Here is a 21,841-nt window from a genome sequence, read left to right on the forward strand (position 1 = left end):
CTGCCATTTTTCGGATATATATGAAGTACGCTAACGAAATCAATAAAAGAAAATCCTTTGCTATCATCGCTCACCCGGATGCCGGTAAAACCACGCTGACAGAGAAATTCCTCCTGTTTGGCGGGGCTATTCAAACCGCCGGGGCGGTGAAGTCCAATAAGATAAAGAAGCACACCACTTCGGATTTCATGGAAATTGAAAGACAGAGAGGTATCTCCGTAGCCACTTCCGTTATGACCTTCGAATACCGCGATATCCTCGTTAACCTCCTGGATACACCCGGTCACAAGGACTTTGCTGAAGATACCTACCGTACCCTCACCGCAGTAGACAGCGTAGTACTGGTAATCGACTGCGTAAAAGGGGTGGAAGAACAAACCGAAAGACTGATGGAAGTATGCCGCATGCGCGATACACCCGTCATCATTTTCGTGAATAAAATGGACCGGGATGGTAAGTATCCCTTCGACCTGCTCGATGAACTGGAAGAAAAACTCAGCATCCGCGTAAGACCCCTCAGCTGGCCTATTAACATGGGTAGCGACTTCAAAGGCGTTTATAACCTTTATGATAAAAGCCTGGTGGCATTCCAGCCCAATAAGAAAGCCACCGATGAGGATGTAGTGCCCCTCGATGATCTCAGCAGCAGCTATGTAGACGAGCATTTCAATGAAAAAGATGCCGCCCAGCTCCGTGGCGACGTAGAACTCATCGAAGGCGTGTATGATACTTTTAACCGGGAAGATTACCTGGCCGGTAAACTGGCCCCCGTTTTCTTTGGTAGTGCGGTCAACAACTTCGGGGTAAAAGATCTGCTCGACACCTTCGTAGACATTGCGCCTACACCCCGCAACCGTACTGCTACTACCCGCGAAATAAATGTACAGGAAGATAAGTTCAGCGGATTTATCTTTAAAATACATGCGAACCTCGACCCCCGCCATCGCGACCGTATCGCCTTTCTCCGTGTATGCTCCGGTAAGTTTGAACGCAACAAGTTTTACCACCATGTTCGTTTAGACAAAGACGTTAGGTTCAGCAACCCCTACAGCTTCCTCGCGCGTGAGAAAAACATTGTAGATGATGCATTCCCCGGCGATGTGGTAGGCTTATTTGATACAGGCAACTTTAAAATCGGCGATACCCTTACGGAAGGCGAAAATTTCTACATTACTGGTATCCCCAGCTTCTCTCCCGAACTGTTTAAGGAGCTGGTAAATAAGGACCCAATGAAAACCAAACAACTGGAAAAAGGTATCCGTCAGCTTACAGATGAAGGGGTAGCCCAGTTGTTTACCCAACATGGCGGCAACCGCAAAATTATTGGTTGCGTGGGTGAACTCCAGTTTGAAGTAATCCAGTACCGCCTGCTCCAGGAATATGGCGCGGCCTGCCAGTTTAATACCCTGCCTTTCTATAAGGCCTGCTGGCTCACCGGTCCTAAAAATAAAATTGAAGACTTCATCCGCTTTAAATCCTCCAATATCGTGGAAGATAAAGATGGCCACCTGGTATACCTGGCCCAGTCTGAATGGTACCTGAATACCGAGCGTACCAATAACCCGGATATCCAGTTTAACTTCACTTCAGAAATACATAAGTAGGAAAACAAAAAAAGATCGGCGTCCGGGGTCCCGGACGCCGATCTTTTTTTTACGCGATCAGGAATCACTAGTCTTCTACGATAACGTACTGGAAAATATATTCTTCTATAGTACCGTCCCTGGTGCCTTCTACGCGGGCATCGAGGTGCCGGGCATCTTTAAAGCGGTAAGTAATTTTACGGGGAAAGTCATTGTTGAGGTCTTCTGCTACAAAGCCAATGGGCTTCAGTACCCGGAGTCGTAAACGTATAGGCCTGCCCGTAGGTCCACCTTCATAAACAGGTAAAAAACTGATCTCTCCATTCCGCTGCACCACCTGCATCGATTGTTGTACTGCGCTGTCTTTCCCTATTACACGCCAGGTTTTACCGCTCCAGGTAGAGTCGTTTACTTTACTCCAACGCTCTACAATCGTGCTTTTGCGGGTAGACATCCGCCAGGTGCCTTCCAGCTTACTGAGCAAGGGGAAATCGGCGGTGCTTACCTGGCCGGTTGCCCGTAGGCTGCCAGCCAGTAACCATCCTGCCAGGAGGAGATATTTACTGCTGTACCACCGCTTCTTCGCCATAGATCTGCTGTTTGTATTTAAGAGATGGCGACGGAAGGAAAGGACCCATGCCCAGTTCCGCCCATTTAGCGTCTACTTTACTGATGGTGGCGTCATCTGCTACAATGATGTTGGGCCAGTCACGCTCAAAGTTATCCAGCAGCCTGGTTTTCAGCGTACCGTCCATGCCAATGCCGCCCACATACTTCCCGGCAACAGCCGACGGCTGGCGTATCACAAAGCTATCGCGTTTAGGATCCAGGTTATTGCAGAAACGCCACAGGGCCGAGGCCAGGTCGCTAACATCCACGGTATGCTCTACATACAATACCATTTTCACACCTGTCAGCGCCGGTAAGGTATAGAGCTGTTCGTTCAGTTCGCGGATATGGAAAGGGCGGTTCTTTTCTACCGCCACCAATATACAGGAGATATCCAACGGCAGTAAGCTGCTGTTGATACCCTTTATTTCAGGAAACTGCCGCATAATAGCTGCCATATCGATTTCCCGGGGCGATGGTACCTGCAGGAAGGTAGTATCCACCTCTTCTTCCGATTTCCGGGTACCATCGATACACATCTTACCACCGAAGCCCATTTTGGAGCAGGAATGATCCAGTACGTCCATTGGCCCCTGGCTCAGGTAGATATCGGTAGCCGGGTTCAGGTGTTGGAAGACGTACTGGGCTAGCTGCTTATAATCGTTAATCTTTGTTCCATCGTCGGTGACCACCAGGATCTTGTTAAACATCATCTGCCCTGCGCCCCACATGGCATTCATCACTTTCTGGGCCTGCCCGGCATAGTCTTTCTTAATCTGGGCAATTACCAGGTTATGAAATACCCCTTCTACTGGCATTTCCATATCTACGATTTCCGGCACCAGCGTCATTTTAATAGGCGCCAGGAAAATACGTTCTGTGGCCTTCCCTATCCAGGCATCTTCTTGCGGCGGGATCCCCACGATGGTAGATGGATATACAGCATCTTTGCGATGCGTAACCGCCGTTACATGGAACCTGGGATACCAGTCGGCCAGGGAATAGTAGCCGGTATGGTCGCCAAAGGGCCCCTCCCATATCAGGTCTTCCGAAGGATCTACATATCCCTCAATCACAAAATCGGCATCGGCAGGAACTTCTATTTCCGGCTGGGTAATACATTTTACCAATTCTACTTTTTTCTTACGGAGAAAGCCTGCCAGCATGTATTCATCTACATTTTCGGGGAGAGGTGCAGTGGCAGAATAGGTATATACCGGGTCGCCGCCGAGTACTACGGCAACGGGCATACGCTTATTCAGCTTTTTATATTCCATAAAGTGTTTGGCAGATACTTTATGTTTATGCCAGTGCATCCCGGTCATATCTTTTTCAAATACCTGCATCCGGTACATCCCTACGTTGCGGGTGCCGGTCAGCGGGTCTTTGGTATGTATCACAGGAAGGGTAATAAAGGGGCCCCCATCTTTGGGCCAGCAGGTAAGTACAGGAAGTTTATTCAGGTCAGGATTGGCCATCACTACTTCCTGGCAGCTTCCTTTTCCGCCAATCACTTTGGGCATCCAGGAGGCAAATTGTCCCAGCTTGGGCAGCAGGGCCAGTTTATCCAATATCCCTTCTTTGGGCTTGGAGAGCATTTTAAAGAGGTTTTCAATTTCCCCGGCAACATCGTCCAGTTCCTGTACACCCAGGGCCAGGCACATACGCTTATAACTGCCCATTGCGTTGATCAGTACCGGGAAGTCGGTCCCTGTATTTTCGAACAGCAGCGCTTTACCCCCGTCGGGCGATTTGCTTACCCGGTCGGTTATTTCCGCGATTTCCAGTCGAGGGTCCACATACGTCTTGATGCGTACCAGTTCATTTGCCTGTTCCAGCGTATCAATAAAGTGTCTGAGATTTTTATATGCCATGATTGATTCGTGTTACCAATCAACAAAAGTAACCATCCCGCACCGCAATAAAAAATGCCCCCCACTTAAATAATGGGAGGCATCTCATTTATTCCATTTTCAGTTATCAGTTCACAATGGTAACTCCTGCGTGGAATACGGCTCTGGGCCTGGAGGGGTAATAACGCGGAGCGGGTACCGGCACCGGTACAGGTACTACCGGGTAGTAAGCAGGTTCGGTATATACGACCCTTCTTCTTGGGCGGTAACACTCATCGTCATCCCAGTCGCGACGACATTCCCTTCTACGTTCCCATCTGTCATCGTCGCGATCGCATCTCTCGCGCTCCCAGCGGCCATGTCCGCGGCCCCTGTCATGCCCCCATCCTCTCTGAGCGGAAGCGGTAAACACTGTACCACCTATCAGCAGCATCATCAGCATTACTTTTTTCATGTTGTTTGGTTTTTTAGTTCAAGATTGGTTGGCAAATAAAAAATGTGGTGTTATTCTTTAAGAAAGCTGATATAAGTTCAGGTGAGCGCTATTCACAACGTAGATGGCTCCCGGGTAGCTCACATAGCTATATCGGTGGTAATGCCGATGCGGTCTGTAGTGCCTGTGACGATGCCGGCGTGGCGGTCCGGGCGGATGTGGCGGATGCCTGAAATGCGGCGGCAACGGCGGATGAGGCGGAACCGGCGGATGCGGGAAGTGCCCCGGTACCGGTGGCCTTGGTGGCAGTGGTGGAGCGGGAGGCCTGTGTTGTGCAAAAAGGCTCATGCTTCCCACCGTCAACATCACTGAAGCTAAATACAAAAACTTCTTCATGGCACTTTTTTTTTGTTCGCTATAACAGGTCGTTGCACACCAACTTATTTTTATGCGGCTGTTGATTTCATACTCTCTCCGCGATTTCTGTTAATACCCTCCACTATAAGCTGGTGGCTACATTGATACCTGTTTAAACTCTTAAATTCAACAACTATGCCAATAAAAAAATCCCGGCCTAAGGCCAGGATTTTATAGAGAAAATAAGAAGTTAAAAGCGCTGTTATGGCCGCAATATCGGGCAACGGGTAGCTTTTTGCTTACCCCATCCTGAGCCGCCGCCCAGGCGATAAGTAATGGTAAACCCTGAAAAGGCGTACCAGTCCTTATGTTTATCAGAACCGCGGATGGTGCCATCTGCCGGATAAGTACCCGGTGTGGTACCTTTCCCGGTTACTTCATCGCCGCGATAAGCCATATCTACGGCTTTCTGGCCGCGATAAGTCAGCAACGTGTTTTTATCAACGTAATTCGTACTTACATCATCGAGATAGTCGGTGAGCGTTGGCCGTAATCCGATTTCAAATCCGAGCGTCCACTTTTCATTCAGGTTGGCTTTAAGACCAGCGCCGAAAGGAAAGGAAAAAGTTAAGAGGTCGTATGGCGTACGGCTGGGATATTGGGGTAACCCCTGCCCTTCAGTACCCAATGGCCGCAGGCGCACCCGGTTGCCCGACTGGTCTTTGGCCGTAGGATCAAAACCAAAGGCTCCAACCCCCACAAATACGTAAGGAGTAAATCCTTTTTCATCCAGGTCAAAAAAGTTGATTTCACCGATCAGACTTCCTTCAAAAATATTGGTACGGAAACTAAGGTTACGGGCTTTCAACGCGGGTGAGGTGTTGGTGCTATCGGCACCTGTAGCGATTCCCCAGGTAAAGGCCCCACGTACGCTGAGATAACGGTTGATATCTTTTCGCACTAACAATCCAAGTGCAGGCCGGGTGTATTTCATATCCACCCGTTGTTGTGTCAGATCTCCGCTGTAATTACTAATGCCAGCAAAAGCGCCCACATGCCAGTCCTGTGCAAAGCTGAATAAGGGGATCGCCGTCAACAACAAGAGTATTCCGGTAGATTTTGTGAATTTCAAAGTATAAAAGTTTAAGAGGTTAGTCCGATTTGATTCCATTAAACGCTAATTCTACAATTTTTATTTGCTGCCCGCTTCAATACTTCTCCACATACACCTACAGGGGCTTTAAAAATGTAAAAATAAACTAATAAAGCAATTAACTAATAAACAATTAAAGTAATAAATCGCTAAACTAACATCTGATATAAGCCCAGCCTTCTTGTTGGCGTTTTACCAGGTGGAAGATGGCCGCAGGCACCAGGGCTATTCCGGGCAGCAGATCCGTTAATTGCATTTCCCGGCCGCGAAGCGTATTGGCACAAATGATAAATAACACGGTCCTTTCCTGCAGTAGCCGGACCTTCTCCGCCAGGGGATTGGCGGTGGGTAACAACAGGTTCCAGGCCTGTCCGTGTACTACTACCTCCACATCAAGCGGCGTTTGCTCAATAGCCGCCTGGGTTAACAGGTTATGGAGCTGCCCTAGCATGGATAGTTGTACATCGGCATCACCGGACGTAATCTGGAAAACGACTTTCATGGTAACAAACCTACCCAAATATCGGCAAAATGGAAAGTAAAAAGGTGGATGTTCCCTCAGCGATGCGCCGCTTTCTGCTTCTCTTGGTAAAGCTCATATTGCACCTCACGGAGCTTGTCTTCCAGCTGATGATTTTTCTTTTTGATTTCGTGCAACTGGTACAACAACGAGGCCTCCTGCTGTTCTTGCCTTACAATATTGATATTGGCAATCTGTAAAGCCCTGAAGTGACGGAACAATAAAACCCAGCCGAGAAACAACAATAGCAACAGAAAAGTAATAATGACAAGTATCATGGTTTAATACAATTATACTACGGGAGCCATGTTATAGAATCTTCCAAATGGCGTTGCGATTTCTGCAACGCCATAACAGGATTGATAGGACAAATATGATGAATTCAATAAAATCCAAACTGAAAAACCTGGTTGAGGCTGTTTACATGACGCACCATTAAAGTTATCCAATCACTTTCACCACCATTTGTCCATTTCAGCTTTTTTACACTTTTCTTTAAAAAAATTACCCCGCGGGCGACCGTACATGTCCGCATTTCCCTCAAATACTTTAAAAAAAATATTCATATTATATTGATAATTAATATCTTGAAATGATTTTTAAAATTACATGTTGGAACATCTCAAAAGAGATTAAATTAGATATAATGTTCATGTTGATAAAAGCTGATTTACGATAAAATTTACATGTTCGCATCCGGTGAATTCCTTAAATCCCATATTATTTTATGGCTTCCCTTATAACCAGAGAACAACTTGAGAATTTTGCCTTACAGGGACTATCCTATGCAGATGATCATGTAAGCGATCCATTTAGTATTAAAGATGTTTCTGACAGACTAGGTATTTCTTATTCTTATTTCTACCACAACTTCGCGCAGTATATGGGCGAACCCTTCTGGCATTATGTAAAGCGCCATCGGCTGGAACTGGCCGCAGGTTTGCTCCGGCACAGCGGGTATAATATCGGTGAAATAAGTGACCTATGCGGATACGCTACTACAGCGGCATTCAGCAAGGCGTTCAAACAACATTTTAAAGAAAGTCCTAAAGACTTCCGGCAAATTATTATTCTTCCTAATGAAAAGAGAACATTGCAGATAACGGAATCCATTACCGCCGCACTTGGCCCCGATGCCTTCAACGGCGTGTTTAACTATGAGCGCTGCGAAAAGGTAAAGCTGCCGGACAGTATCCTGTATTATTCTCTTATTTCCCGGGGACAAGACCCAATAGCGGAAATGATTGCCAGGATGACCCAGTACTATAACCTGTTTAAGAAGATGCAGACGTTGTACGATCTGCCACAAAGCAGGATTATTACCGGCACGCTCGATGCAGTACCGGTAACTAACTATGAACGGCTATCCATGTTTGCTGGCATATTGATCCCTGTGCAGGCCATTGCGGCGCATATACAACTACAGCAAAACTTCGGCTACCTGATGACAAAAAGACTTACAGGCGGCAGCTACCTGAAACTGCCCGTGCCTATGGATTTTGCCACTGCCGGCGTCCCAATGTATAATTTCATCAGTATGAACTGTAAAGAAGGCATATTTAAGATGAGTGGCAATCACTTTTTCATCTCTATGAACGGCCCTAGCTATTCCGAAATATATATACCGCAGCTGAAGAAACATTATTGAGTAGGTGGTTGATGGATGTCCCCCTGCGATGATCCCCCAGGCTGCGGCATCTTTCCCGGAACATCCATTAATTATTTTCTTTACTTCTCAAAAACCGCGCGGAAACAATTGGCGCTGGTATGCTCCATGTCTTTCTGGGGTTTGCCGGTGCCGTAAAATTCGGCGAGGAAACTATCAGCATCCGACCACACCGTCTGCATCATGCCCTGGTAACGCGGCTTCATTTCTTTAGTAGCCGCAGCCCGGAAATCATTCATGTCTTTCAGTTGTAACTTCGCATTGGCCGGCATCCGCCATGGACAGGTAATTACTGACAATCCCTTCATCGCAAAGTAGACAGGCGTTTTATCAGGACGCTCATAATGCCAGTCGCAGATCATAATGTCTTTTGGCACCAGGTCTACCGCCCTGGCAGTGTTATTCATGCTGGCCTCCCAGGCTCCCAACCCGGTAGTTTTGCCGTCCAGCAAGCGATCACCCCAAATCCATAATACACGCTGTTTTCCAACCAGGTGATTGCGGAGGGTCCATACTTCACCGGCAAATAATTCCGCCTTATCCCGCCCGCCGCAACGGGGGCACTTCTCTTCACCAATATAAAACACTTCGTCCATGCCGGCATGAAAAGCCGTGGATTCAAACACATCACAGATCTCATCTACCAACTCGAATACTATTTTATGAACCCCCGGATGCAGCGGGCAATAGCTCTTGCAATACAATCCGTCTGCATTGGGCCATTCATATTTGGCTGGCATCTTTACCCAGGGCGTTTCATCAAAATCAGGGTACACCTTCAACAAGTTGTTAGTCGTACCGGCCCAGGATTGATGCCCCAGCAAATTAACCTGCGGAATAAGCTGTATCTCGTGTGCACGACAGGTCTGTACTAATTGCTTTACTTCCGCTTCTGTTAAGGCGCCAGGGTCGCGCAACTCAGGATGCGACTTAAACTGGTAATTGAAATCCACGCGGAGCACCAGCGTATTGATATGCCGGGGCGCCAGCTCTGTTGCAATAAATTTCAGAAAAGCCGGCAGGCCCGCCGATCGGGGAGCCGCTATACAAAAACCGCGGACAGGCAGCGTGTCGACTGGTGGCGACGTGGCAAAAGAAAACGAAATACTGACGGCAAACAGCAGAAAAAGGGCAAACAGTTTTTTCATAAGTGATAAAAATTTTCAGGAATGCAGTAAATTAAGGAATGCCGGGATGTTCTGCAACCATTTGGGCCAAACAAATGTATAATAGCAATTCTAATGTTATACACGTTGATTTTTAATATCTTTGATAAAAGTACGCATCTATGAATGAGGTTAAACTGCCTTTCAGCGCAAGACTCACCTTTACCCTGTTATCCATTATCCTGGTTATTTATGTGGCTCATATCGGCAGTGGCATCGTTGTACCATTGATGTTTGCCCTCCTTATTGCCATCATGCTGCTACCCGTAGTACAATGGCTGGAGAAATGGCGGATACCCAGGGGCGTGGCCGCCATACTCGCTGTACTGCTATTTATTATTGTACTGGTATTGATCATGATCATGCTGGGTAAACAAATGGAAGCCTTTATTTCCGACTTTCCTACCCTGCAGCAAAAACTATTACTGGTGGTTAGCTCCACACAGGATTGGGTAAACGAAAAATTTCATGTCAACTCCAGCGATCAGCTGAGCTACGTGGAAAAGGCGCTGATGGGAACCCTTGGTACTGCTACCAGCTTCATCAGCCAAACGTTTCTTTCACTTTCTTCCCTGCTGGTGTTCATCGTATTTGTATTCCTGTATGTATTTTTTATTCTCTTCTACCGGCGATTACTGGTAAAATTCCTGATAAAAAATTTCAAGGAAGAACATCGCGGAAAGTTGCTGACAGTCATCGGCAGTACCCGCAGCATCATTAAAAGCTATGTAGGCGGATTAATGATTGAAATGGTGGTGGTAGCTGTTCTCAATACCGTCTTGTTCCTCATACTCGGTATTAAATATGCTATCTTACTAGGGGTAATGGCGGCTATCTTCAATATTATTCCTTATGTAGGCATACTGTCTGCAGCCATACTGATTATCCTGGTTACGCTGGCTACCGGGGCCCCTATCCAGGCACTGCAGGCTGGCGTCGTCCTGTTCCTGGTACATATATTCGACAGCAATGTGCTGTTTCCCAGCATTGTAGGCTCCAAAGTAAAAATAAATGCCCTCATTACTATTATAGGCGTGGTATTGGGCAATATGCTCTGGGGTATTCCCGGTATGTTCCTGGCCATTCCTACCATTGCCATCATTAAAATCATTTGTGAGAATATTGAGGAATTACAGCCATGGGCCATACTCCTGGGAGATGAAGCTAAAGACAAAAAAGTGAAGAAGCTAAAACCCCAAAACAATAATGAAAATGCTGCCGGATAAATAAAAAGGCTGCCTTCGCGATAAAACGGAAGGCAGCCACACCAATTAAACTTATAAAACAACCTTCTTTATTCCTGGTGCCGGGTATCAAATTTCCGGTACACCCAACCAAAAATCAGGGGGAAGATAATCAGCGAGAATACCATGGCGCAAAGGATCCCTCCTATTACCACCCTGGCCAGTGGCCGCGAACTCTCCGATCCGATACCGTGGGAAATTGCTGCAGGAAACAGCCCTATCGCTGCCATCAATGCCGTCATCATCACAGGCCGGATCCGGGAGTTAACCCCCAGCTTAATAGCAGTATAGAGGGAAGCGTTTTGCCCCCGCATTTTCTCTAGGTTTTGTTTAAACACCGTGATGAGCAACACCCCGTCCTGTATACAGATCCCAAACAAGGCTATGAAACCAATACCGGCGGAGATACTAAAGTTGGTACCAGTGAGATGTAGTGCCAGTAAGCCTCCTACGATCGCAAAGGGTACATTGAGGAATACCAGGCCGGCATCTACTAAATTACCAAACATCACAAAGAGCAGCAGGAAGATCAGCATCAGGCTGATGGGCACTACCTGTTGCAAGCGATGGGTGGCACGTTGCTCATTTTCAAAGTCGCCCTGCCACACCATCGTGTAGCCTCCCTTCAGGCTTACTGCCTTGCCTACCTTTTCCTGGGCTTCCGCAATGGTACTACCCATGTCCCGGCCTCTTATAGAAAATTTCACCGCAGAGTACCGCTCATTGGCATCCCGGAAAATCAGGCATGGCCCGGTTTTCATCACAATCTTCGCTATCTCTTTCACCGGTACTTTAGATCCGCTTTGGGTAGGCACCATCAGGTTGCCGATATCCTCCGCATTCTTACGGTATTCTTCCGGGAAACGTAAGCGAATATCAAACTTCTTAATACCTTCATATAAAGTGCTGGCCGCCTTTCCCCCTATCGCCATTTCAATCACCGCATTGGCATCTGCCGTGGCTACCCCGTATAGCGCCATCTTCTGCTGATCCAGGTCGATATTCAGTTCCGGCTGACCAATATTCTTGATCACGCCCAGGTCTTCAATACCCCGCACTGTTCTCAGCACATTCTGTACCTGGGTGATCTGCGATTCCATATAGTTCAGGGAATCTCCGAAGATCTTTACACAGATAGACCCTTTCACTCCGGATACCGCCTCTTCAATGTTATCCATAATAGGCTGCGAGAAGTTGAGCGATGCACCTGGTATCACCGACAACTTTTCACTCATGCGGTCGATCAGTTCCTCCTTGGTAATATTTGGTTTCCACTCCTTTTCCGGGTACAACATCACGTCAAACTCGTTGTTATAGAACCCTGCCACATCGGTACCATCATCCGGCCGACCGGTTTGTGATACAATATTCTTCACCTGCGGGAATTGCATCAACGTGGCCCTTACCTGCCGGGACGTTTGTACCGACTTATCCAGTGATACACTATAGGGCAACTGCACCCTTAGCCAAATAGAGCCTTCATTCAGCTCCGGCAGGAACTCTGTCCCCAAAAATTTGAAAGAATATAATCCGAGGCCAATAATGAGAAATGAAGAGAAAACCGCTTTCTTTTTATGCTTAAAAGTAAATGCAAACCATCCCAGCATAAACCCGGTAAGCGCATGTAAAATAGGATTGTGTTTTTCATGCACATTCTTGCGGAGCAACAGGTTGATCAACACCGGTACCAGGGTAAGCGTAGTAATCAGCGCGCCCAGCAAGGCAAAGCCAAGGGTATAGGCCAGCGGAGAAAACATTTTCCCTTCCACTTTCTGGAAAGCGAAGATGGGCAGCAAGCCGGTAATAATAATGACTTTGGCAAAGAAGATAGCCTTCCCCAACTGTGCGCCATGTCTCCGGATCAGGCCCATTTTGGCCATCTTATTAAATCGCTCCATGCCTACATCCCGCGCCTGGTGGTCAAGGACAACAAATAGCCCTTCTACCATCACCACGGCGCCGTCTATGATAATTCCAAAGTCCACCGCTCCCAGGGACAACAGGTTGGCCGACATGCCCATAAGGCGCAGGCAGATGAATGCAAACAGCAGTGCCAATGGAATGATAATAGAAACAATCAGCGTAGTACGCCAGTTGAACATAAAGATCGATACCAGTAATGTTACCAGCAGGATACCTTCCACGAGGTTATGCATCACCGTTTCGGTTGCAAAGTGGATCAGGTCTTCACGGTCGTAGAAAGGAATAATTTTAGTATCCTCCGGCAACACGGAGGCATTGAGCTTATTAATTTTCGCTTTTACTGCCTGTACTACTTCCGAAGGATTCTCTCCTTTACGCATAATCACGATGGCCTGTACCACATCGTCTTCATCTGTAACGGTTCTGCGGCCGGTCGAGTCCACGATGGCGTCTGTACGGCCTACATGCCCCAACCTGGACATATTGGATATTTCCACGGAGGCTACGTCTTTCACCAGTACAGGAACACCGTTTACGTTCTCTACAATAATATTTTTGATTTCATTGATATCATTCAGCAGGCCGATACCACGTACTACATAGGCCTGGTCGTTTTTTACAATCACATCCCCGCCGATGTTGATATTGCTTTTGGTAACAGCAGAATATACGTCCAGTGGTGTAATGCCAAGATTGGTCAGTTTGCCCGGATCTACCCGTATCTCGTAGGTTTTTACTTCTCCGCCAAAACTCACAACATCCGCTACACCCGGCACTGCCCGCAGCTGCCGGTCGATCGTCCAGTCCTGTATGGTTTTGAGCTCCCGGACATCTCTGAAGGAGCTCCGCAACGAATAGCGGTAAATTTCGCCGGTAGGGCCGGTAGGTGGCTGCACGGAAGGATTAACATTCTCCGGCAGGCTGGCATTCGCCAGGAGGTTATTTACCTGTATCCTGGCCTCATTATCAGTGACTTTATCATCAAAAATCAGTTTCACATATGACAGCCCGAAAATGCTTGTAGAGCGCAGGCTGGTTTTCTTTTGCACCGGGTTCATCGCGATTTCTATCGGGATAGTCACAAATTTCTCTACTTCTTCTGCACTTCTTCCGGGCCATTGGGTAATAATGCTGATTTCCGTGTTGGTAACATCCGGAAATGCCTCAATGGGCATATTCTTAAAACAGATGATGCCCGATACCAGCAACAGCAGCGTGGCGAAGAAAATGAAATATTTATTCTTCAGCGAAAAGCCTATTATACTTCTGAGAACTTTATTCATCTAAAAACAATTATACTATGATTAGTTAGCAAGGGCGCCTAGTTATTCAGTGCATCATAAATCAGGATGGCCTGGGATGCAACGACCTGGTCGCCTGCGTTCACGCCTGCTGAAATATATGTTCGGTCGCCAATAGAATTGATTACGCTTACCGGCGTAATCTTCACATCAGATTTGCTATGGTATATGAGTACATAGTAGCGGCTGTTATCAAATATCAGGGCGGAAGAAGGAATGCTCAGCGCCTGTCCTCCTTCTTTATAAATTACCCTGATGCTGGCAAACATCTCCGGCTTCAGGGAATAATCTTCGTTAGACATGACGATTCTCACCTTCATCACTTTATTCGTGGGGTCGAGCACGTTATACATCTTATCTACCGTACCGTGAAAAACCTTGCCAGGATAGGATAAAGTGGTTACCTCCACATTGTCGCCCATATGCACCTGTCCTATATTGGACTCATATACGTTGGCCATGATCCATACATTTTTCAGATCGGAGATAGTAAACAATTGCGTACCGGCATCGGCGCGCACCATGGTATTATTGGTGACGAGTTTTTCTACTACAAACCCGCTGATCGGTGAAGTGATCACGTATTCACCACCGGTGTTACCGCCATTGATGTTCAATACCCTTTTTACGCGACTCAGTTCGGATTGTGCTTTCTGGTAATCGGTTTCGGCCGACAGGAGGTCCTTCTGGGAAGCGATGCCGCTTTTATACATATCCTGTGTGGCATCCATATTTTTCTTTGCCACCGACAATCCTGCTTCTGCATTTACCAGGTCGGCGCTATAGCCGGCCATCTCGGTACTATTCATAACTGCCAGGATTTGGCCTTTATTGACGTAGTCGCCCAGTGCCACCTTAATATCCCGGATTTTACCACTCACCATAGGGTATATCTTAGACACATTATCATCGTTGGTCGTTACTTTACCGGTCAGTGTCAGATCATTTACCAGCGCACGTTTTTGTACGGTATCAATTTTCAGGGAATGTAATACAGTATCAGGGATGATATATTTTTGCTTTTCATCCGCTACTTTGTCGGGTTGGGTATTACAGCCCTGCGCCAGGAGTATTCCGGCAAAGAAAAAAAAGAAACGGCTCATACTACCTGCCTTCATAAAGTTTTGCATCTGTGTTATAGATTAGTCTTAATTAAAAAAGTTGGTTCCCGTAACGAAGTTGAGCTCTTCAAAAGCCCGTACCCGGTTGTATTGGATGCTGTTTAACTGCAATACATGCTGCTTGTAGGAATCATAGAAATCCAGGAAATCCAGCATGCTGATATTTCTTTTCTGGTAATTAATCAATACTTCATGCATGAGTCGTTGAAAATCCGATGCAAAAGAAGCATCTATATTCCGGTACAGCTTATCTGCCGCTGTAGCTTTCTCCACTACGCGGTATACCTGTTCTTCCACGGTGGCTTCCGTACTTTTTTGCGTGGCTGTATTCACATCAATCATGGCTTTTGCCGATTTAATATTCCCCTGGTTCCGGTTAAATACGGGGAGATCAATGGCTACACCGGCGGCAGTATAGTTCTTAATGTAACTACCTTGCTGATCGTAAGCGAGATTAAATGTGACATCCGGTACGCCCAGCGCTTTCTGATAACTGTAATTTAGTTTGCTGATTTCTGTGTTGGCCCTCGCAATCAGCAGATCACTCCTGCGGCTATACGCAGAATCCAGCAGCACAGGCAAGGGATATTGGCGGGGATTAAGCGCCACCAGGGAGGTGGTATCTACCAATGGATCGACATATACGGGCTTTACCTGCAATACCAGTCTCATTTCACTCTGTTGGTCTGCAATCTGTTCCAGCAAATCCCGGTATTCACTTTTCAGGCTATACAACTGGGCCTGTATCCTTACTACTTCTTTCTGGGAGATATAGCCCTTTCCTTTTTGTTCTACAAAGGCATCTACCACTTTCTGGAGGGAATTAATTTCTTCATCATAGGCTTTGGCTGATTGCTGCAGGTAATAGATGTTATAGAAATCATCTCTCAGGGTAAATTTAAGGGTACGTAACAGGTCATAAAATTCAAACTCGGACAGCTTTACGTTGGCCCGGGCTATTTTGATCTGCTTATTCCGCTTACCCGCCAACATTACGAGCTGCGATAATCCCGCGGAAGTTTCGCCCTGACTGCCAAAAGGAAAGACTTTATGCGTTTCCGTATTATATAGACCATGTTCGACGTTAAAATTAGGATTGGCGTATAACTTCGATTGGATCACCAGCGCTTTCTGTGCATCGATATTATACCGCTGCGCAAGCAATGACAGGTTTTGTCGTAAAAAAATGTTCTCAGCGCTGTCTAAAGTGAGGTGAAGGGTATCCTGCTGCGGGGTAGCAGCAGCGGGAGGAGCTGTTAGCTGAGCAAACACCATCACAGGTAGAAAGACGGCGAACAGTACAAAATAGGAACTTAATACTAGTCTATTAACCATACATCTGATTTTTCAGTGCAAAGATGGCAATAGGCTATTAGCTACATATTAGAATGAAGTTAAAACAAAATTAGAATTTATAGCGCAGGCGGAAAGAATATATTAAAGGTGGTGCCCTGACCGGGTACACTGCTAACGGTAATACCGGCGCCATGGAGTTGGAGGATTTTACCGGTCATAGACAATCCTATTCCATACCCATCGAAGGCATGGGCGTTACCAGCCCGGTAAAGCGGCATAAATATTTTATCCAGGTCGTCAGCTTCAATACCGATACCATGGTCACTGATGGATAACGTCATGCCTGATTTGTGCCAGGTAAGCAAACAATTAACGTCACGGTTATACGAAAACTTAAAGGCATTCCGGACAATATTTTGCAGTGCCAGCACCAGGAGTGAACGGTTTCCCCGGATACAGAGCAAGGTTGCCTCTTCCGGCAAATTGTTAAGTTTTACGATCAGCCTCACCGGCGGTGTCTTTTGGCGCCAGTGTTCCTGCATCTCCCACAGCAGCTCATCAAGACGTATTGTTTCGGCATTGGCGTCGGTGATGATGGCATCCAGCCGGGTAAGCTGCAGCAGGCCGTCCGTAATGATCTTCAGTTTTTCTGACTCTCCCAGTACAGTGCCCAGCGACTGTACATATTCTTCCGGCCGCCGGTCATTCTGCAGGGTCACTTCTATTTCCCCGATGATAGTGGTTAATGGCGTACGCAATTCATGGGACGCATTGGAAACAAAGGAACGTTGCATATCAAAAGCCTGTTCCATATGTTGCAGCAGGCTATTAAAGTTAGTGGCCAGTTCGTCTATTTCATCTTTATTCCTGCCATGCTGTACCCGCATATGCAGGTTGTTGGAACGGATATTTTTCACCTGGCGGTTAATGTTCTTGATAGGCTCCAATGCCCTGCTGGCGTACCACTGCCCCATCAGGAATACAATCAGCAGCGCCACCAGGAACATTACAATCAGTATCCACATCAGGTAATTCAGCTGTTGAATTCCCATACTATTGCGGGCTGTGACAATAACCACAAAGTCGCCCTGGTTGTCGGGATAATAGATTCCCAGCCCCGACTCATCCTGGAACCGGAAGCGATATAGTTCTTTATGGCGGATGGTTTCCAGCATAGATACCGGCCAGTCGTACCGTGTTTTTTCTATGAAGACCGGCTGGTTATGCGCATCGTAAATATTACTGGATTCATCAGGTATACGTTCGCGGTAACTTTTTTCTATTTCGAGAAATTTCTTTTTGGTAAGCTCATCTTTTTCCAGGTATACCTGGGCGGTTACCAATGCACGCATCTGCAGCAGCTTATAAAAGCTGTTCTGAATATACTGGGCAGACAACAGGTATATCAATACAAAAACGATCGTCAGGATAATACCTGATATCAGCGTAAACTGGAGGGATAAGCGATGCCGTATCTTCATGTGTGCGGGTAACCTGGCCTGTTTGTGTGATGGTGATGATTTACTTCTGCTTCATGACGTAACCCATACCTACTACGGTGTGGATTAACTTTTCGCCGCTGAAGCCCTTTTCGATTTTATTGCGGAGATAATTTACATAGACATCAATCGTATTGGTACCCGTGTCGAACTCCAGTCCCCATACCGCTTCCGAGATCAGAGCACGGGAAAGGACCTTACCGGTATTTTTCAGCAATAGCTCCAGCAGGGCATATTCCTTGGCAGTGAGGGTTATATCCTGCCCCCCGCGGCGGGCCATTTTGGTATTGGTATTCAACTGCAGATCGGCAAATGCCAGGATGGCCTGATCCTGGTGGAACGGGGTTTTCCTGCGGGCAAGCGCCTGTAGCCGCGCTATTAGTTCTGAAAAATGAAAAGGCTTTGCCAGGTAATCGTCAGCACCGGCATTAAGGCCATCCACTATATCCTGGGTGGCGTTGAGGGCCGTAAGCATTAATATAGGAGTGCCGACTTCCAGGGTGCGCAAATTTTTGCAGAGGGTAATACCATTGATGCCGGGTAACATGAGGTCGAGAATGATTATATCATAGTCGTGCTCCAATGCTGCCTGTTGTCCGCCAATACCATCGGCATATACCTCTACCTGGTGATGATGTTCCTCCAGGCCCCTTTTAATAAAAGCGCCTACTTTAGTCTCATCTTCTATTACCAATATTTTCATAATAATATATTAAAAGCAATAACCCTTACAAAAGTAGGATTGTTTCCATCCGCGGGCATTAAAGACAGATTAAAATCATACATTTTCCGAATAACTGTTAGCTTTGTCTCCACCTAAACCGGCAACCGTATCATGCATTTACCTGTTTTAAGTACTGGCGACCTGGTACTGAGGCCTATCGAAGAGAGAGATACCGCTGCCCTTTTCCGTCATTTTTCGGACGATGCGGTCACCCAGTTCATGGACATTGACTCCTTTACCAATATCAGTGACGCTGTGCAGATTATTCATTTTTTCCGGGAGAACCTGGAAAAAGGAGAAGGCATGCGTTGGGGCATTACAGTGGCCAGCAACGATGAATTGATTGGCACCTGCGGATTTCACAAAATTAATAAGCCGCATTTTAAAGCGGAGATCGGATACGACCTTCGGCCTTTATACTGGGGGCAGGGTATCATGAAAGAAGCCGTGAGCGCTATGCTGGCTTATGGCTTTGATGTATTGCAATTCAACCGTATCGAAGCTTTCGTAGATCCTGCCAATATCGCATCGTCAAAACTGCTGACGCGGTTGGGCTTTCGTTATGAGGGCTTTTTAAGAGATGCGTTCTTTGAGAAGGGCAGATTTGTGGATGCGGAGATGTATAGCCTTTTAAGACGGGAGCACAGCAGAGAATCCATTTATTAATATTTTCATACTGATGATGAATTTAGTGTACAGGCATGCGAGCATGGCTGATTTACCGAGGATTGTGGCAATTTATAACAGTACGATAGCGGGGCGGATGGTGACGGCAGATACCAGTCCCGTTACCGTAGAAAGCCGAGTGCCCTGGTTTGATGCACATAATCCTGCCCAGCGTCCTTTATGGATGATAGACCTCGATGGACAGAATGTGGGCTGGATGAGTTTCCAGTCGTTTTATGGCCGGCCGGCATATAGTGGTACCGTGGAGGTGAGCATTTACCTGGCAGAAAACGCGCGGGGAAAGGGTTTGGGAAAAGAAGTGCTGCGTTATGCCATGGAAACGGCGCCGCAATTTGGTGTACATACCTTACTGGGATTCATCTTTGCGCATAATGAGCCCAGTGTAAAGCTTTTTACGGCCATGGGTTTTGAAGAATGGGCGCATTTGCCGGACATTGCCATACTGGATGGCGAAAGCCGGAGCCTGAAGATATTAGGCTACAAGATAAAATAAGTACCGCTTCAGTATTCCATCAGATTCTCCGACTACATTCGAATCTTTAAATATGGTGCCATGTGGTGGATTTACGCGTTACTATCAGCTGGTTTTGCAGCGCTTACGGCTATTTTCGCTAAGGTGGGCGTAGCCAATATTTCTTCGGACCTGGCAACGGCTATCCGTACTGTTATTATTCTCATTATGGCCTGGGCTATTGTGCTGGCCCGTGGGGAATATAGAGGGATGCAGGCCATCTCCCGGCACAGCCTGATATTCCTCGTATTATCAGGGTTGGCGACAGGTTGTTCCTGGATTTTTTATTTCAAGGCTATACAGCTTGGGAAGGTATCGCAGGTAGCGCCGGTAGACAAGCTCAGTGTGGCACTGACCATTATTTTATCAGCTGTTTTCCTGCAGGAGGCGATTACCTGGAAGACGGCGATCGGAGCCTTGCTGATCATTTCCGGTACATTGGTACTAATTATAAAGTAGGAGCAGCCACCTTTTCTATCTTGTATACACAGCGGCGGGCGCCGTTGATGATGTGTTCCTCGCGGGACACATTGGTGGCTTCCCCCAGGACGCTGACGAAAGTCCTCATTTCTGAGGTACATATATTATCGCATTCAGTGGCAGCGCAACAGATAGGACAGTGATTTTCAATAAAATAATAGGTATTACCTTCTTTTTTCCATTCAGCCAGGTATCCTTCTCCTGAGCGGATGGCGGCAAACGAGGTGAGCCGGTTTTCGAGACCGGTTACTCCCTGCAGGGCGGTGTTATACTTCTCCAGTTGATTTTTTTCCCGGGCATTCACTACGTTATCCAATGCTTCTTTACCCAGCACATTTTTGATGGTCTGGATCAGTTCGCGGGTTAGTTCTGTATGAGTGTCGGGGAAACGGGCGTTACCCAGGGGGGTAAGGCTCCATATTAATACCGGGCGTCCAACGCCTTTGGAGATACTTTCAGATTGCACTAGTCCTTCCTCGGCCAGCTTTACCAGCTGTAGCCGGGCTCCTTCACCGGTAATACCCAATTCGCCCGCCAGCACGGCGGCAGACAGCGGGCCCCGGGTCTTGAGCAAAGTCAAAAACCTGTCGGCAGCATGTTTCGTACGGATTGGATAATTTTCCAAGTTCTTACTTGTTTTATTCTCAAATGTCGTAAATTTGTGGGAGCTAAAAAAAGATTTTTGGGATTTTGCTGGTAATGAGCAGTTGTTCATCAAAACTTAATCTCACAATCAGCTCAATCTCTAAAAATTAAATATTAATGAACGTCCTGATATTTAATGGCGCTATAGATGACCGGCCATATGCCACGTCCAACCAGTTGGCGGCGTATCTGACGGAGCAGTTAAAAGAAAAGGGATTTTCCCCGGAGATTTTTAGTTTGGGTAATGCGGACATCCCCTTTTTCTCCCAGCAGGAAGCAGGTAATAAACCGGCCGCAGTAGATGCCATGTGCAAGGCATTTTGCAAAGCAGATCTTCATATATGGATGACACCTCTCTATCATGGCAGCATGACCGGCGCCATGAAAAATTGCCTGGACTGGCTGGAGATGACCAGTAAGAACCAACGCCCTTATTTAACAGGAAAGGTTGTAGCTTTGCTGTCCTGGGCAGACGGGACGCAGGCCATGCAGGGTATCAATGCGATGGATGCAGTAGCGAAAGCATTAAGGGCCTGGGTATTACCTTATTCCCTACCCATTTTGAAAGACAATCTGTATGACCCGCAAACCCGTGGGTTTACTGCATTTTATAAAAACAAGCTCGATACGATGGTGCAGTTATTATGTGCGGCTAAATCGCACGTAGTGGCAGGTATTGAAGGATAAAACGTTACACCGGGCAACCGGTATTAGTCATTAAAAAAAATTCTGAGTATGATAACCGTTTCAGAAAAAGCAGGAGCATATATAAAAGATCTCATGGAAAAAGAGCACCATGCGCCAGGTACCTTTGTACGTGTAGGCGTAAAAGGTGGTGGTTGTTCAGGTCTTGAATATGTGATGAAATTTGAATCAACAGAAGAAGAAGGCGACCAGGTATTTGAAGACAAAGGCGTAAAAGTGGTGGTGCAGATGAAGAGCCTGTTGTACCTGTATGGTACAGAGCTGGACTATTCAGATGGACTGAACGGAAAAGGCCTTTTCTTTAACAATCCTAACGCGACGAGAACCTGCAGCTGCGGCGAGAGCTTTGCAGTTTAAATTTTAAA

At 46.8% G+C, this 21,841-nt stretch carries 22 protein-coding genes; 8 read left to right on the forward strand and 14 right to left on the reverse strand.

Annotated features, from left to right (window positions below; translation table 11 throughout):
- Positions 1–20: 20 nt before the first annotated feature.
- Complete coding sequence (locus HGH90_RS01285; RefSeq protein ID WP_168765647.1) at positions 21–1,604, forward strand: peptide chain release factor 3; 1,584 nt, start codon at positions 21–23, stop codon at positions 1,602–1,604.
- 67 nt (positions 1,605–1,671) lie between these two features.
- On the opposite strand, the gene HGH90_RS01290 is transcribed toward HGH90_RS01285, so the two are convergent.
- The 7 genes from HGH90_RS01290 to HGH90_RS01320 form a co-directional block, all read right to left on the reverse strand.
- Complete coding sequence (locus HGH90_RS01290) at positions 1,672–2,172, reverse strand: DUF6265 family protein (protein WP_169190190.1); 501 nt, start codon at positions 2,170–2,172, stop codon at positions 1,672–1,674.
- Positions 2,144–4,066, reverse strand: coding sequence for a menaquinone biosynthesis decarboxylase (locus HGH90_RS01295; protein ID WP_168765649.1), 1,923 nt, complete (start codon positions 4,064–4,066; stop codon positions 2,144–2,146). The genes HGH90_RS01290 and HGH90_RS01295 overlap by 29 nt, the downstream gene beginning before the upstream one ends.
- A 106-nt stretch (positions 4,067–4,172) precedes the next feature.
- The gene (locus tag HGH90_RS01300; protein WP_168765650.1) at positions 4,173–4,499 is read right to left on the reverse strand and encodes a hypothetical protein; all 327 of its coding nucleotides are present in this window, start codon (positions 4,497–4,499) and stop codon (positions 4,173–4,175) included.
- Positions 4,500–4,556: 57 nt separating this feature from the next.
- A complete protein-coding gene (locus tag HGH90_RS01305) occupies positions 4,557–4,874 on the reverse strand; it encodes a hypothetical protein (protein ID WP_168765259.1) in 318 nt (105 codons plus the stop codon).
- Positions 4,875–5,097: 223 nt separating this feature from the next.
- Positions 5,098–5,967 carry a DUF6089 family protein gene (locus HGH90_RS01310; protein WP_168765651.1) on the reverse strand — a complete coding sequence of 290 codons (870 nt, stop codon included), beginning with the start codon at positions 5,965–5,967 and terminating at the stop codon, positions 5,098–5,100.
- 175 nt (positions 5,968–6,142) lie between these two features.
- Positions 6,143–6,490 (reverse strand): DsrE family protein, encoded by a 348-nt coding sequence (locus HGH90_RS01315; RefSeq protein ID WP_168765652.1) that lies wholly within the window; start codon positions 6,488–6,490, stop codon positions 6,143–6,145.
- A 56-nt stretch (positions 6,491–6,546) separates the two neighbouring features.
- Positions 6,547–6,786 carry a hypothetical protein gene (locus HGH90_RS01320; RefSeq protein ID WP_169190191.1) on the reverse strand — a complete coding sequence of 80 codons (240 nt, stop codon included), beginning with the start codon at positions 6,784–6,786 and terminating at the stop codon, positions 6,547–6,549.
- A 449-nt stretch (positions 6,787–7,235) separates the two neighbouring features.
- Here HGH90_RS01320 and HGH90_RS01325 point away from each other — a divergent pair, with 449 nt between their 5' ends.
- Complete coding sequence (locus HGH90_RS01325; RefSeq protein ID WP_169190192.1) at positions 7,236–8,156, forward strand: helix-turn-helix transcriptional regulator; 921 nt, start codon at positions 7,236–7,238, stop codon at positions 8,154–8,156.
- 80 nt (positions 8,157–8,236) lie between these two features.
- On the opposite strand, the gene HGH90_RS01330 is transcribed toward HGH90_RS01325, so the two are convergent.
- Positions 8,237–9,322, reverse strand: coding sequence for a family 20 glycosylhydrolase (locus HGH90_RS01330; RefSeq protein ID WP_169190193.1), 1,086 nt, complete (start codon positions 9,320–9,322; stop codon positions 8,237–8,239).
- Between the two features lie 140 nt (positions 9,323–9,462).
- On the opposite strand from HGH90_RS01330, the gene HGH90_RS01335 reads away from it, so the two are divergent.
- The gene (locus HGH90_RS01335; protein WP_169190194.1) at positions 9,463–10,566 is read left to right on the forward strand and encodes an AI-2E family transporter; all 1,104 of its coding nucleotides are present in this window, start codon (positions 9,463–9,465) and stop codon (positions 10,564–10,566) included.
- 68 nt (positions 10,567–10,634) lie between these two features.
- On the opposite strand, the gene HGH90_RS01340 is transcribed toward HGH90_RS01335, so the two are convergent.
- The 5 genes from HGH90_RS01340 to HGH90_RS01360 all read right to left on the reverse strand — a co-directional run bounded on the left by HGH90_RS01340 (position 10,635) and on the right by HGH90_RS01360 (position 18,427).
- Entirely contained in the window at positions 10,635–13,790 is a 3,156-nt protein-coding gene (locus tag HGH90_RS01340) for an efflux RND transporter permease subunit (RefSeq protein ID WP_169190195.1), read from the reverse strand.
- Between the two features lie 38 nt (positions 13,791–13,828).
- Positions 13,829–14,938 carry an efflux RND transporter periplasmic adaptor subunit gene (locus HGH90_RS01345; RefSeq protein ID WP_211093040.1) on the reverse strand — a complete coding sequence of 370 codons (1,110 nt, stop codon included), beginning with the start codon at positions 14,936–14,938 and terminating at the stop codon, positions 13,829–13,831.
- Between the two features lie 18 nt (positions 14,939–14,956).
- Complete coding sequence (locus HGH90_RS01350) at positions 14,957–16,264, reverse strand: TolC family protein (RefSeq protein ID WP_169190196.1); 1,308 nt, start codon at positions 16,262–16,264, stop codon at positions 14,957–14,959.
- A gap of 77 nt (positions 16,265–16,341) precedes the next feature.
- The gene (locus HGH90_RS01355; RefSeq protein WP_169190197.1) at positions 16,342–17,706 is read right to left on the reverse strand and encodes a sensor histidine kinase; all 1,365 of its coding nucleotides are present in this window, start codon (positions 17,704–17,706) and stop codon (positions 16,342–16,344) included.
- A 40-nt stretch (positions 17,707–17,746) separates the two neighbouring features.
- Positions 17,747–18,427 (reverse strand): response regulator transcription factor, encoded by a 681-nt coding sequence (locus tag HGH90_RS01360; protein WP_168765660.1) that lies wholly within the window; start codon positions 18,425–18,427, stop codon positions 17,747–17,749.
- 132 nt (positions 18,428–18,559) lie between these two features.
- Between HGH90_RS01360 and HGH90_RS01365 the strand changes: the two genes are divergently transcribed.
- The 3 genes from HGH90_RS01365 to HGH90_RS01375 are packed head-to-tail and all read left to right on the forward strand — an operon-like array spanning position 18,560 to position 20,105.
- Positions 18,560–19,114 carry a GNAT family N-acetyltransferase gene (locus tag HGH90_RS01365; protein ID WP_169190198.1) on the forward strand — a complete coding sequence of 185 codons (555 nt, stop codon included), beginning with the start codon at positions 18,560–18,562 and terminating at the stop codon, positions 19,112–19,114.
- A gap of 13 nt (positions 19,115–19,127) precedes the next feature.
- On the forward strand, positions 19,128–19,628 hold the full coding sequence (locus HGH90_RS01370; RefSeq protein ID WP_248276954.1) for a GNAT family N-acetyltransferase: 501 nt from the start codon (positions 19,128–19,130) through the stop codon (positions 19,626–19,628).
- A 60-nt stretch (positions 19,629–19,688) separates the two neighbouring features.
- The gene (locus HGH90_RS01375; RefSeq protein WP_168765663.1) at positions 19,689–20,105 is read left to right on the forward strand and encodes an EamA family transporter; all 417 of its coding nucleotides are present in this window, start codon (positions 19,689–19,691) and stop codon (positions 20,103–20,105) included.
- On the opposite strand, the gene HGH90_RS01380 is transcribed toward HGH90_RS01375, so the two are convergent.
- Positions 20,095–20,751, reverse strand: coding sequence for a helix-turn-helix transcriptional regulator (locus tag HGH90_RS01380; protein WP_169190199.1), 657 nt, complete (start codon positions 20,749–20,751; stop codon positions 20,095–20,097). The genes HGH90_RS01375 and HGH90_RS01380 overlap by 11 nt on opposite strands.
- A gap of 137 nt (positions 20,752–20,888) precedes the next feature.
- Between HGH90_RS01380 and HGH90_RS01385 the strand changes: the two genes are divergently transcribed.
- The gene (locus HGH90_RS01385) at positions 20,889–21,458 is read left to right on the forward strand and encodes an NADPH-dependent FMN reductase (protein ID WP_168765665.1); all 570 of its coding nucleotides are present in this window, start codon (positions 20,889–20,891) and stop codon (positions 21,456–21,458) included.
- A 48-nt stretch (positions 21,459–21,506) separates the two neighbouring features.
- The gene (locus HGH90_RS01390; RefSeq protein ID WP_168765666.1) at positions 21,507–21,833 is read left to right on the forward strand and encodes a HesB/IscA family protein; all 327 of its coding nucleotides are present in this window, start codon (positions 21,507–21,509) and stop codon (positions 21,831–21,833) included.
- Positions 21,834–21,841 lie beyond the last annotated feature (8 nt).

Origin of the sequence: Chitinophaga sp. Ak27, assembly GCF_012726295.1 — a bacterium.
Taxonomy (GTDB): Bacteria; Bacteroidota; Bacteroidia; order Chitinophagales; family Chitinophagaceae; genus Chitinophaga.